The sequence below is a fragment of the Anaerotardibacter muris genome, assembly GCF_943192915.1.
GTDB classification, from domain to species: domain Bacteria; phylum Actinomycetota; class Coriobacteriia; order Coriobacteriales; family Eggerthellaceae; genus Anaerotardibacter; species Anaerotardibacter muris.
The window spans coordinates 147,858-160,856 of record NZ_CALPCD010000003.1 but is presented as its reverse complement, the minus strand read 5'-3'; the positions used below and the strand labels follow the sequence as shown (position 1 = coordinate 160,856).

The 12,999-nt window shown below is 50.6% G+C and carries 14 protein-coding genes; 3 read left to right on the top strand and 11 right to left on the bottom strand.

Annotated features, from left to right (window positions below; genetic code table 11):
• Positions 1-12: 12 nt before the first annotated feature.
• Complete coding sequence (locus NFR25_RS03880) at positions 13-1,005, bottom strand: prenyltransferase (protein WP_251197934.1); 993 nt, start codon at positions 1,003-1,005, stop codon at positions 13-15.
• Between the two features lie 60 nt (positions 1,006-1,065).
• On the opposite strand from NFR25_RS03880, the gene NFR25_RS03875 reads away from it, so the two are divergent.
• Both NFR25_RS03875 and NFR25_RS03870 read left to right on the top strand, forming a co-directional pair.
• On the top strand, positions 1,066-1,503 hold the full coding sequence (locus NFR25_RS03875; RefSeq protein WP_251197933.1) for an acyl-CoA thioesterase: 438 nt from the start codon (positions 1,066-1,068) through the stop codon (positions 1,501-1,503).
• 109 nt (positions 1,504-1,612) lie between these two features.
• Positions 1,613-2,941 (top strand): MATE family efflux transporter, encoded by a 1,329-nt coding sequence (locus tag NFR25_RS03870; RefSeq protein WP_251197932.1) that lies wholly within the window; start codon positions 1,613-1,615, stop codon positions 2,939-2,941.
• Between the two features lie 114 nt (positions 2,942-3,055).
• On the opposite strand, the gene dut is transcribed toward NFR25_RS03870, so the two are convergent.
• The 3 genes from dut to NFR25_RS03855 form a co-directional block, all read right to left on the bottom strand.
• Complete coding sequence (gene dut, locus NFR25_RS03865) at positions 3,056-3,499, bottom strand: dUTP diphosphatase (protein WP_251197931.1); 444 nt, start codon at positions 3,497-3,499, stop codon at positions 3,056-3,058.
• A gap of 84 nt (positions 3,500-3,583) precedes the next feature.
• Complete coding sequence (nrdR, locus tag NFR25_RS03860; RefSeq protein WP_251197930.1) at positions 3,584-4,033, bottom strand: transcriptional regulator NrdR; 450 nt, start codon at positions 4,031-4,033, stop codon at positions 3,584-3,586.
• Positions 4,034-4,146: 113 nt separating this feature from the next.
• Positions 4,147-4,524, bottom strand: coding sequence for a hypothetical protein (locus tag NFR25_RS03855; RefSeq protein ID WP_251197929.1), 378 nt, complete (start codon positions 4,522-4,524; stop codon positions 4,147-4,149).
• Between the two features lie 107 nt (positions 4,525-4,631).
• Here NFR25_RS03855 and lexA point away from each other — a divergent pair, with 107 nt between their 5' ends.
• Complete coding sequence (gene lexA, locus NFR25_RS03850; RefSeq protein WP_251197928.1) at positions 4,632-5,258, top strand: transcriptional repressor LexA; 627 nt, start codon at positions 4,632-4,634, stop codon at positions 5,256-5,258.
• A 95-nt stretch (positions 5,259-5,353) separates the two neighbouring features.
• On the opposite strand, the gene hflX is transcribed toward lexA, so the two are convergent.
• The 7 genes from hflX to NFR25_RS03815 form a co-directional block, all read right to left on the bottom strand.
• A complete protein-coding gene (hflX, locus tag NFR25_RS03845; protein ID WP_251197927.1) occupies positions 5,354-6,682 on the bottom strand; it encodes a GTPase HflX in 1,329 nt (442 codons plus the stop codon).
• A gap of 42 nt (positions 6,683-6,724) precedes the next feature.
• Positions 6,725-7,717, bottom strand: a complete 993-nt coding sequence (gene miaA, locus NFR25_RS03840) for a tRNA (adenosine(37)-N6)-dimethylallyltransferase MiaA (RefSeq protein ID WP_251197926.1) — start codon at positions 7,715-7,717, stop codon at positions 6,725-6,727.
• A gap of 2 nt (positions 7,718-7,719) precedes the next feature.
• On the bottom strand, positions 7,720-9,078 hold the full coding sequence (gene miaB, locus NFR25_RS03835) for a tRNA (N6-isopentenyl adenosine(37)-C2)-methylthiotransferase MiaB (RefSeq protein WP_251197925.1): 1,359 nt from the start codon (positions 9,076-9,078) through the stop codon (positions 7,720-7,722).
• 18 nt (positions 9,079-9,096) lie between these two features.
• Entirely contained in the window at positions 9,097-9,402 is a 306-nt protein-coding gene (locus NFR25_RS03830) for a stage V sporulation protein S (RefSeq protein WP_251197924.1), read from the bottom strand.
• A gap of 119 nt (positions 9,403-9,521) precedes the next feature.
• On the bottom strand, positions 9,522-10,625 hold the full coding sequence (locus tag NFR25_RS03825; protein ID WP_251197923.1) for an ATP-binding protein: 1,104 nt from the start codon (positions 10,623-10,625) through the stop codon (positions 9,522-9,524).
• A 24-nt stretch (positions 10,626-10,649) separates the two neighbouring features.
• On the bottom strand, positions 10,650-12,191 hold the full coding sequence (rny, locus tag NFR25_RS03820) for a ribonuclease Y (RefSeq protein WP_251197922.1): 1,542 nt from the start codon (positions 12,189-12,191) through the stop codon (positions 10,650-10,652).
• A 216-nt stretch (positions 12,192-12,407) separates the two neighbouring features.
• Complete coding sequence (locus NFR25_RS03815) at positions 12,408-12,995, bottom strand: regulatory protein RecX (protein ID WP_251197921.1); 588 nt, start codon at positions 12,993-12,995, stop codon at positions 12,408-12,410.
• Positions 12,996-12,999: the final 4 nt, after the last annotated feature.

Here is a 12,999-nt window from a genome sequence, read left to right as displayed (position 1 = left end):
GCGTTCGCGTGATCAGATGATGTACGTGATGCAGTTGGTCATCGCAATGGCAAGGCAATAGAATGATGCGAAGATGACGTTCAAGCTGATGATCTGCGCCATTGCGCCATCACGTGATGCTTGGATGAGCGGATTTTTCAGAAGAGCCCTGAGCACAGGGAATGCAGCAGCCAGCATCAGAAGACCAAAGGGTAGACCTTTGGTGTAGAACACCAGTTCAAGCACGATGATGCATGCCATCCACACGACCACCATGATCTGATAGAGACTTACTGCCCGTGCGCGGCCAAGCGATACAGCGAGCGTGTGCCTTCTTGCTTCTATATCCTTTTCTATATCGCAGGTGTTATTCGTGGCAAGGATCATACCGATACCTATCATGAGCGGAAGCGCGATGACCAGCATCGACCAGTCGAGCACGCCTGAGAGCACATATGCGCATGCGAGTGGAATAAGACCGCCCATCGTGAATCCGATGGCAATCTCACCAATGGGCAAGTAGGAGAGGGGGGTCTTGCCTGCAGAATAGATGACCACCACGATGGCGCCGATAATGCCGATGACCAGGGGAATATAGCCTGAAACAAAAACTATGTAGGCACCAAGAGCGGCTGCGAGCACTAACTGCGCGATCGCAAAGATGAGCACATGTTTGGGATCGAGCTTGTTGTACACGAGCACCGCATCAAAGGAGTCGTCCGATGAATTATCGAGCGAATCGGTGCCCTTCTTGTAGTCAAAATAATCGTTCAGCGTATTCGCCGCCGCCTGCATCAGCGCGCAGATGCAGAACAGCACGACCGAAAGCGCCAGATTGATGGTTCCTGAGAATGAGAGCGCGGTATAGACGATAGAGAAGAGCACCGCCAAGATCGAAGGCGCGAGCGTATGAGGCGCCATCAGCTGGAATGCAAGACGTGGGGTGAGCGTTTCATACTGAGGGGACGGCTTGCGGCTCTGCGGTCGTTGGTTCAAAGAATCGCCTCGCTTAAACAATCGTTTCATGCAACCTCCATTATATAAGCTAGTATTTATCAGGAGTTGCAAGAGAAGGGAAGTGCACTAATGGAGTTCCAGTCGGAAATGGAAGTTCGCTATTCTGAGACTGATTGCATGGGCGTTGTCTATCATTCCAATTATTTCAGCTGGTTCGACGTTGCACGTTGCAGATTGCTCGAAGAGATCGGCTTTCCGTATCCGCAGATCGAAGCTGACGGATTCTTGTGCCCGGTCGTGAAGGCTGAGATCCAGTACGGTATCCCATTTCGCTTCGGTGAAACGGCTACTATCTATACTCGCATTTCTCATACCACACCCGTGAAGACCACGTATAGCTACCGTGTATTTCTTAAGGGCGATGATCCTCAGACCACTAAGCCGCGCGTTGAAGGATCGACGACCCATTGTTTGGTTCAAGCGGGCGATTTCAAGCCACGCTCGATCAAGAAGATGTTACCTGGCCTTTATGAGAAGTATCTTGAGATCGAACAGGCGCAAGCCTGAGCATAACTCGAAGGCTTGATGGAGGGATCGATGTAGATTACGAGCTTATGTGGCGTTTTTGCGCCGGATGAACCCATAGTCTTATCTCTTTATCTGGGGAGTTATTCGTATGTCTGAAAATAGGATCGCGCAGAATTTTGGCGCGCTAGGGCTCTTGAGATACGCCCTTCCTACCGTTTGCATGATGTTGTTCACGTCCATCTACACGATGGTCGATGGCGTATTCGTGGCGCAATTCGTATCAGTGAATGCGCTATCCGCTCTTAATATCGTCAACCCGATGTTCTCGTTCGTCATGGGTTTTGGTGTGATGCTCGGTGCTGGTGGTTCGGCTGTTGTGGCGAAGAACATCGGTGAGGGGGATGAGAAGCTAGCATGTCAGAACTTGAGCACGCTCGTGCTTTTCGGTGTCTTGCTGGGCCTGGTGCTGATGATCGTGTTGGTCCTGTTCATGGATGCGTTGCTGGTGTCCTTGGGTGCGACCGAGGTGCTGTTGCCGCTGTGTGAGGAATACTGCTGGTACATCATGCCCTTCTTGGTCGCATGGGTGCTGGAGCTGATGTTCAGCAGCTATTTCATCACGGCGGGTACGCCAAAGCTCGGCCTTATTGCTACGCTTTGCTCGGGTCTGTTCAATATGGTGGGTGACTACTTCCTCATCGTGGTGTTTGATGTAGGCATCAAAGGCGCGGCCATCGCAACGGGGCTTGCAACATGCATTCCTGTGATAGTCGGTCTAGTGTATTTCTTCAACAAGAAGCATAGTTTGCATTTCGAACGTCCCGTGAGATGTATCCGTATGATCTTGAAGAGCTGCACCAATGGTATCTCTGAGATGATCTCGAATCTTGCTGCGATGGTCATCACGCTTTCGTACAACTTGATCATGATCCGTTTGGCGGGGGAGCAAGGTGTGGCTGCCATCACGGTCATCCTCTATCTAGAATTCCTGTTCACTGCAGGTTTTTATGGGTTTGCAAGCGGCATCGCTCCCATCATCAGCTACAACTATGGTGCAGGTAAGAAGGACCAGCTCAAACGCATAGTGAAGGATGCCTATGGTTTCGTTATCGCGGGGTCGATCATCGTTTATGCAATTAGCATGATCGGCAATGAGTTCCTTGTGGGTATCTTCGCAACTCCTGGGACCGATCTGTTCTATATGGCAAGCCAGGGCTTGCGTATCTTTGCCGCAGGCTTCTTGTTCGCTGGAGTAAGCCTGATGACCTCCAACATGTTCACGGCGCTCTCTAACGGCGCGGTCTCGGCGACCATTTCACTGCTACGCAGCTTCGTGTTCGTTTTGGCGTGTCTTATCTTGTTCTCGAATTGGTGGGGTGTCACTGGTGTTTGGTGCGCAGTGCCCGTTGCTGAAGTGCTCTCCATCATCGTTTGCGTTATCTTCTTGCTCGCATTGCGCAAACGATATTTTGCTTAAGGGTTTCCCAGGGTAGTTTCTGAAACCGCATTCTGAACAGGGGGTATGAATGAATAATGCTAGTTTACATAAGATATATTATCGAATAATAACGTTACTATACGAGGGGAGCGACTATTGGCCACTGGAGCCAAAACCTGCGTCACCGCGGTTCGTACCTTCCAAAGACCCTACCTCATTGAAATGCACGTCTGCGACTTTGATGGTTATGAGTTGCGCGATACGATCGCCTTTAGAGATCTTGATCGGTTCTTTTGGGTCAAGATTTATGGCGATCGCTTTAAGTTCGCCTCGATAGTTAGAATCGATCAGTCCTGGCGTGTTCACCAATGACAGACCCTTATTGATGGCATTGCCACTTCTTGGTAGGATCAACGCTCCATAGCCTTCGGGAAGCTCGATCGAGATGCCAGTCCCAATGAGCTTTCGCTCGAATGGCTGCAGGATAACATCCTCGATGCTCGATAGATCATACCCAGCATCGCCTTTTCGACCACGAGACGGTATAACGGCTTCTGAGGCCGTCTTGGTAAAATTCATGAGTAAGATATCGTCCATAATGCTTAAAACGCCTTAGAAACGCTCTCAGAGCGTCATTTTTTCAAACAGTGAAAATGAGCGATCCAGGGAGCGATCGATGACCTATTTATTGATCGCGGTGAGCGCGTCGCTGAATTCTTCGATGTTTTGGAAGTCTTTATAGACGCTCGCAAAACGGATATAGGCAACTTCATCAAGATCTGCAAGATAAGACAAGGTTAGGTCGCCAAGTTCTTTAGATGAGATCTCATTCTTCACATTAGAACGTAATTCGCGTTCGATATTGTCTACGATCTCTGATATCTGTTCAGGAGTGATCGGACGCTTTGCGCATGCAATGAGGATGCCGCGGAACAATTTATCACGATTGTAGGCTTCAGAGGAATTATCGCTCTTCGTGATAACGAATGGGTTATCGCCTAAGCGTTCATAGGTAGTGAAACGATTTCCGCATTCAAGGCATTCGCGGCGTCTACGGATCGAAGCGCCTTCATCTGCAGGTCGTGAGTCCACGACCTTAGATTCAATATAACCACAAGATGGGCAACGCATGAGGCTCCTTTGTTCGTCTTGAACATACGGTACCACAATATCTTGTGTATGAAAACGTGCTACAAGAAACTTCGACAACTGGATTCAGGTAAAAAATAGCATCTGAACTGGTATTATGCACCAAAAAGGATCATAACGAAGGTAGCTAGTCCACAGAAAGAGAAACCTTTAGCGAATAATGCCAGGTCAGCAGAACGGTAACTACCCTTTTCGTGCTGCGAGAACAGGTCCTTCAGCAAATGATCGCCTTTGACCTTGGATACGATCCGTGATGCGAGAGAATCGGAAGCATCTGATCCGTGTAATGTGAACAAGGGTGTTTCTTCTGATCCGATCTGTCCAACGATGCCGTGACGAGCATCCTCGAAATCGATGATCGAAACTGATCGTTCTGATGAAAACTGAGGTTTGACGAATACATCATAGGCTGCTTCCTGAGCCTTAAGTGCGTTCGAGCCATCGGTGTGAAAACTGTGCTGTGTTTGTGCCATGATCCGTCTCTCCCTCTTGCATAGAACTTTTGTTCGTGTATACTTTATATCGAACATACGTTCTTGTCAACGAAAAAACGAACAAATGTTTGTAGAGAGGGAAAATCATGGCTACACTTACTAAGCGCCAGCAGCAGATCTACGACTACATCGAGCAATATATCGAACATAAGGGCTTCGGTCCTACGGTGCGTGAGATCTGCGATGCGGTCAACCTCTCTTCCCCATCAACGGTCCATGTCCATCTTCGTACGCTCGAAGAAAAGGGGTATATCGTTCGCGACTCCTTGAAATCGCGTTCTATTGCGCTGCCTCACAAGGATGGATCGCCTGCTCATGGATCTGCTGCATATGAGAATGTGGTGTCCCTTCCAGTGGTCGGGAATGTTGCTGCAGGAGAACCTATCCTGGCTGAGCAGAATATCGAGAATACGCTCACGCTCCCCACTGAATTGGTGGGAGATTCTGCATCGTTCATCCTGTCAGTTCGCGGAGATTCGATGATCGAAGCTGGTATCAATGATGGCGATTACGTGGTGGTGAAGGAACAACAGGTAGCACGCAACGGAGAGATAGTGGTTGCGCTCATAGAAGACGGTGCAACGGTGAAGCGCTTCTTCAAAGAAGCCGATCATATCCGCTTACAGCCTGAGAACTCCTCGATGGAGCCCATCATCGTAAAAGATTGCGCGATCGTTGGCAAGGTCGTAGCGGTAATGCGCAAGGTCTACTAAGCTCGTATCCCTTCACGCTATCATGGATCTAAAATATCGAGCCTCATGTTCGGTTTGTGCCTGAACGCGCGTGTGAGCATGGTTCAAAGCCTAGGCTATATATTGGATTGATGCTCTGTTTCGACTGGGTCGCTCTCTACGACGAACTCTTTGAATTGTCCCGTGAACTCGGGTGATACCCGCAAGCTCATCTTCGTGCCCTGATCGGTGTACTCTTCGGAAAGGATCGAGCAACGCTTGTGGGCGAATGAGACCAGGTCTCCCCTCGTGAACGGTATCAGCACCTCAAGGAATACTTGATGAGCTTCTGCGGCTATGCCGATGCGCTTGATCAGGTCATCGATACCGTGATGATCAACGGTCGAGGTGAATACTGCCTGAGGGAAGCGCTTCTGGTAGGCGGTAAGCTGTTCAAGTGCTAAAAGATCGATCTTGTTGAAGACAAGGATACGCGAGATCTCTTCAGCTCCGATCTGCTCGAGCACTTCATTGACCGTGTCGATCTGTTCCATGAAGTTGTCGTCTGAGCTGTCCACTACCTGCAGGATAAGGTCTGCACCGCATATCTCGTCAAGGGTAGATTTGAATGCTTCGACCAGTGTTGTAGGGAGCTTCTGGATGAACCCTACGGTATCGGTGAGGGTCAATTCACGTCCATCTGGGATGACGAGCTGGCGCGTGGTGGAATCGAGCGTAGCGAACAGTTTGTCATAGCTGAGCACTTCAGATCCGGTGATGGTATTGAGCAGACTTGATTTACCTGCGTTAGTGTACCCTGCTAGCGCAACCTTGTAGATGCCTGATCGGTAGCGCTGTTTGCGCTGGAGCGAACGAGTCTTTGCGATATCGGCAAGTTCTCGCTTGATAGAGGTGATGCGCTTGCGGACCATGCGGCGGTCAACTTCGAGCTGGCTCTCACCTTCACCAAAGCGCGATCCGACACCGCCGCCCATGCGATTAGAGGCAAGATGGGCCCACATGCCGCGCAAACGTGGCAAGAGATATTCGTTTTGTGCGAGACGCACTTGCAGGCGTCCTTCGCGGCTGGTAGCGTGCAGGGCGAAGATATCCAAGATAAGAGCAGTGCGATCGATGATCTTGATATCCTTACCGATCAGCTTCTCCAGATTCGATTGCTGCGATGGGGAAAGTTCATCATCGAAGATGACCACATCGGCAGAAAATGACCGACAGAGATCGGCTACTTCTTCAACCTTGCCCGAACCGATGAAGGTCTTAGGATTAAGTGAATCGAGCTTTTGAAAGGTGGTTGCGACCACTTCTGCGCCTGCGGTATCAGCTAAGCGCGCAAGTTCGAGCAAGGAGGACTCTGTTGGCCATTGCTGATTTGGTCGTTTGACACCAACCAGCACAGCGCGTTCTGCAAGATCTTGCTCGATTCTTTTCACGTGAAGTTTGGTCAAGGCTTCCTTAGTCTATCTCGTATTGGCTCGGTTAGCTGTATTCTAGCGCAGAGGCCCTTGTTTCAAGGCTGCTTGATAGTGCTCACAAACGATATCCGCAAGCTCATTCGTGGTGAGATCGTCTGCGTCAAGAATGATAAGGCGGTCATCACGCCGAAACCAGCTTCGTTGTCGTTTAGCATAACGCCTGGTAGCAATCTTTATCTGTTTGATAGCGCGTTCGAGGGTCATCTCTCCCCTTTTTGCAGCGATGATCTCTTTGTAGCCGATAGCTTGCGGTGCAGTGAGAGCCCCTTCGAATCCAAGCGCTTGGAGCGCTTCGACTTCTTCGATAAGCCCTGCATCGATCATCGCATCAACGCGGGTGTTGATGCGATCGGCAAGCATAAAAGGGTCAACTTGAAGGAAGAAACGCAGCGACCAGACCGCTTCTGGAAGCGCCTTGATGTTCTTTACCTGGTCAGCATAGGATATGCCCTCTTCGTGCATCTCGATAGCACGAATGACCCGTTTGAAATTATTGGGGTGGATGAGCGCTGCGGCTGCGGGATCCTTTTCGTTCAAGATGCTCCATAAGGCTTCATTGCCTTGTTCCCGCTGCAGCGTTTCGTATGCTTCACGTAGCGGGTTGTCGTCTTGCTCGCCGTCAGGGAACCGCATATCTTCCAAAGAAGATTGTACGTAGAACCCTGTACCTCCGCAAAGGATGGGAACCTTGCCGCGGTCGTAGATATCTTGGAAAGCGGCACGCGATTGTTCTTGAAAGAGCGATGCCGAATACGATTCGCCTGGATCAAGGATATCGATCAGGTGATGAGGAACTTGCTGTTCTTCTGGAAGCACCTTTGCAGTGCCGATATCCATGTGACGGTAGATTTGCATGGAATCAGCTGAGACCACTTCCCCATCAAGCCGAAGTGCAACCTCTTGAGCCAGGGTTGATTTTCCTGAGGCAGTAGGGCCGGTGATGGCGATGACGGGTCGCTCAAAAGCATCGAGTGGAGTATGACTTGAGGATGTGTTCATCGTGGCCATGGTTAGATGATGTGGCCTTTGAGATACCACGTCTTTGCTTCATCGACCTCGACCTCAACAATGGTTCCAAGCAGCTCGTCAAGATCAGTTCCTTCAGGAATGGGGGCATGCACCGTTTGATTCTTGGGGCTCTTGCCTGCAAGGATCGAGCTGTCACGTTTAGATACCCCTTCGATGAGCACAGGGATGCGCGCACCGACATCGACCTGATTGGCGTCATAGGCTTTTGCCTGAACAAGATTCACCAAACGGTCGAATCGCTCCTGGATGACTTCGCGGGGGGTGTCTTGCGTAAGTTCGGCCGCAGGTGTTCCTTCGCGAGGCGAATAGATGAACGTGAAGACTTGATGGTAGCCTATTTCATCGATCAGGTCATAGGTATCCTGAAAGTCTTGCTCGGTCTCTCCAGGAAATCCAACGATGATGTCGGTAGAAAGCGCGATATTTGGACAGGCTTCTCGAAGCTTGTTGACGATACCAAGGTAATGCTCACGCGTATAACGACGGTTCATCTTGTCGAGGATGCGATTCGATCCCGATTGGACCGGCAAGTGGAGCGCAGGCATCACATTGGGTAGATCGCGAAAGGCTGCGATCACCTCATCGGTAAGATCTTTAGGGTGTGAAGTGGCGAAACGCAAGCGTTCGATGCCAGTGTCTGATACTGCTTTGAGCAGATCAGCGAAACGAGGTTCTCCATAGAGGTCTCGCCCATAGGAATTGACGTTTTGACCGAGCAGCGTGATCTCTTTCACGCCCTGATCGACCAGCGTCTGAGCCTCAGCGGTGATGTCTTCCAGGGTGCGAGATTTCTCTCGGCCACGCACGTAGGGCACGATGCAATAGGTACAGAAATTATTACATCCTATAGAAATAGGGAGCCATGCTGACCAGGGAACTTCCCGATGAGAAGGCAAACAGGTCGGGAATTCATCGGCCGCTTCGAGCACTTCTACTGCTGGAGAATGCGTCTCGAGCGCTTGAGCGAGCAGCTCAGGTACGCTCGAGAGGTTGAAGGTGCCAAAGACTGCGCTAACATGCGGAAGCTCGTCGATGAGAGCTCCAGCTTCGTTCTGTCCTATACAGCCGCCGATAGCAATGATGCGCTGATCGAGCGTTGAACCTTCAGGCAAAGGGATGTTCTTCAGGGAGGCCACATGGCCCTTCAAGCGCGTTTCAGCAGCGGCACGCACGCAGCAGGTCATGAAGATGACGATCTCTGATTCTTCGACGCTTTGAACTTGTCGGGCGCCATAGGATTCGAGCATGCCAACGATACGCTCTGAGTCGTGCTTGTTCATCTGACACCCGAAGGTGATTACGTGAAATGTTCGATTGTCGAGGTGGTGACCAGTGGTCATAGGAACCTTCTCGATGGATCAGCGAGGTTGAACACTGAACCTGATAGCAGTGCGGTATTCCCCATCGATGACGATATCTGCAAAAGAAGGAATGCAAACGATATCGATACCTACTGGAGAGAGGAATCCGCGAGAAATAGCGATCGCTTTTACGGCTTGGTTGACCGCACCTGCACCGACAGATTGGATCTCTACAGGAACGCCGTCTTTGATCATGCCTGCAACGGCACCTGCAACTGATGCGGGAGATGATTTAGAAGAGACTTTGAGACAGTGCGCTTCGGACGGGTGCGCGTAGTTGCTCTGTGGGTTGGTGTTTGGCATCAGCGTTTCTTTCAAAATTTGTAGTGCAGTTGAGCTTTATTCATAGTGTTGTTGATATGGTATTTTACCGATTCAGGGACAATTCTGCAAACCTGACCGTTGTGAGGAGACGAAGAGGGTCAGTGTAACATCCTGAACGGTATGGTTATGGTGAGCTTGTCTGAGGAAGTGCGGAACTTCGGGGCTTCGGTCTGTTCAAGATAGTAATGCTCGGCTAGTGTTGCAAAAGCATCTTCGAGCGCGTTTTGAAAAGCTTCAAGATCATCTTTGCTCATCTTCAGTTTGCGCTGGTCACGATATATGTTCTCAGCAGTTCGATCCTGATCGGTATTGTTCGATTCCTGTGGATCTTGCGAGATAAGCTCCCCGCGGGCATTCTCGAAGGCAAGGCGCGTGATGAAAGGCTCAAGAGGTTCGATCTGATCATTCAAGATACGGCGTGCACTGCGTGAAGATAAGGGCAGACCAAGCTCGCCAGCACGCTCAGCAAATGCTTCAGGATCATAGATGTATTTCAGATAGTTCACCACGGTATCGCCTTCGCTTGGGTGAAGGGTGCTTTCGCTCTCCTCATCGAAATGCAAGAGGGTTGCAGCTATCTCAACAGGACTACCGAAGAATATCTGAACATCACCAGCAGAATCCAAAGCGAACTCCATGGCAACGCGCGCGATATTACGCGGACCGCGCATGATGCGCTCCCCTGTTTCGCTGAAATGAATGTAGGGTAGCGTGGATTGGTCGATCTTCTCCCCCAATTTAGTGTTGAGTGCATGTGCGGAGAGTGCCGTACCTGCTCCAAGCTGCGAATAGCGGATCAGGGCTTCATCAACATTCTCTTTGATCGAATAGAGAGCCATCCCGCGGCCATGAACGCCCCAGCGATCCTCATGAAAGGTGTCGAGCTTTGAGGTAACGAACGGTTCGAAGATGGTGCTGTGAAGGTGTTCGGGGATACCGTCTCCGTTGTCGAGCACGGTAAGAAAACGTCTACCCTGCTCTTTCCAGCTTGCAACAAAGATGGCAGTTGCTCCTGCGTCACGTGAATTACGGAGCAGTTCGAGCACGACATCTTCAAAGCAGGTGATGTCTTGTTTGGCCTGACGTCGCTGGGCTTCTTTTGCGCGTAAACGAACGAAGCCATCCCCGAGATTCTCTTGAACTCGGAGATAGCTTTCGCCAGTAACATCTTCGATGAAGGATGAAAGATCGTTCGTGGTCATGAGCGGACCAAAGGATTCGATCGACTATTTCGCGAAATCAACTGCACGCGTTTCGCGGATGACAACGACCTTCACCTGACCAGGATACTTCGTTTCGTTCTGGATCTGAGCAGCGATATCGTGAGCAAGAACAGTAGCACGTGCTTCATCGACCTTGTCAGGGGTAACGATGACGCGAACTTCACGACCTGCCTGGATAGCGTGGGTCTGCTCGACGCCGTCATAAGAATTCGCGATCTCTTCGAGCTTCTCAAGGCGCTTGATATATGATTCGAGATTCTCTTTACGGGCGCCAGGACGAGCAGCTGAAACTGCGTCTGCAGCCTGAACGAGCACGTCGATGACGCTGGTGGGTTCGATGTCGTTGTGGTGAGCCTCGATCGCATGCACGATAGCGGGGTCTTCACCATAGCGACGAGCAAGGTCGGCACCAATGACCGCATGAGAGCCTTCGACTTCGTGGTCGATAGCTTTGCCAAGGTCATGGAGCAAGCCAGCGCGACGGGCAGGAACAGGGTCAAGGCCAAGCTCTGAGGCCATGATGCCGCACAAGTAGGCAACTTCAAGAGAATGGTTCAGAACGTTTTGACCATAAGAAGTGCGGTAGCGTAGTCGGCCCAAGGTCTTCTCAAGTTCGGGATGAAGGTCATGGATGCCGGTATCGAAGGTTGCTTGAGCAGCAGCCTCTTTGATCTGCTGATAAACGTGCTTCTTTGCTTTGTTGTACATCTCTTCGATGCGTGCAGGATGAATACGGCCGTCAGCGATGAGGTTCTGCATGGTGACGCTTGCGATCTCGCGACGCACTGGGTCATGCGAGGATACGGTGACGCTTTCAGGGGTGTCATCGATGATCAGATTCGTACCTGTGATCTGTTCGAAGGAGCGGATGTTGCGACCTTCGCGACCGATGATGCGGCCCTTAAGATCATCAGAAGGAATGTGGATGGTGGATACCGTGATCTGGCTGGTATAGTCCGCTGCGATACGCTGGATGGCCATGCTCAAGATCTCACGAGCCTTCTTGTCAGCTTCAGCACGCGTGCGCATCTCTGCATCGCGGATGATGGTAGCGGATTCGTGGACCACGTCTTCTTTCAGGCCTTCGAGCAACTGCACTTTAGCTTCTTCGCTCGAAAGACCTGCGATGCGCTCAAGACGCTGATTGATCTCGTTCTGAGATTCTTTCAGGTCACGCTGCTTCTTCTCGAGCTGACCTTGCAACGAAGATATCTGATGTTCGCGCTTGTCCATGAATTCGCTGCGCTTATCCAGACTCTGTTCGCGTTGATTGAGACGGTTCTCGGTAGAGCGGATCTCTTTCAAGCGCTCACGGCTTTCGCTTTCCAGGTCTGCTTTGACACGAAGTGCTTCGTCCTTCGCTTCGACCATAGCTTCACGACGGAGATTCTCGGCTTCGCGCTGTGCTTCAGAAACGATCGATTGCGCTTCTTTGGCGGCAGCTTTCGAACGGCCTTTTTGAATCTGTTTCATCAGAAGAAAACCGATGAGGAAGCCAATGATGATCGCGCCGGCAGCAACTCCGATGATGATCTCAAGTGACATGAGTATTCCTTCCCATTTATTGGCAGTTAGCTGGTGTTTTGTGCATAAAAAATGCCCAGATACAACCAGGCAAGAGTACGCGCAGATGCTATGCGTAGATCAACGATAGTGAATATGTTTATAGCAAGCGTCTGTTGACGCGAAAACTCAAGCACTGAAAATAATATAGGAATAACCCTCGCTTGCCTAGCTAAAGCGACCGCATTCTAGGCGAACTCACGCAAAATGCATGTCTTCTTCGCATTCGGTGAGCCATGAGCGGACTGCGCTTGACGCGATGCTCGAGGAGAACCCATTACGGATGAGCTTGGCATAAGCAGCTTGACGCTTGTTCTTCGCCCGTGGTGGTTTGCGCTTGAGCAGATGAATGGCATTTTCGAGCTGACCACCCTGCTCTTCTATGTAGGCATCGGGAAATTCAGGGATGCTGTAAGCATCTATGCCGTGAGCTTTGAGGTCGCGCACGATCCCGTTGATCCCTTTCGATGCACGAAGCTTACTTCGGATGAATCCATCAGCGAAACGTGCATCATCAAGATAGCCACAACGAAGAGCTCGTTCAACCGATTCAGTAATAGCGCGTTCAGTATATTTATCGCGCTGGAGACGACTGGTGATCTCATTGACGGATCTGTCGCGAACTGACAACAGGCGTTCGATCTTTCGAAAGGCGTCTTCGGGGCTGTCATTGTATTCGTCTAGGATATAACTTCCAGAGAACGCGGCAGATGAATCTTCTTGCTCTGAAGAGCCTTCTTCGTTTGGAAGAAGGCTCTTTTCGATATATTCCTTATCGATGTACATGTGC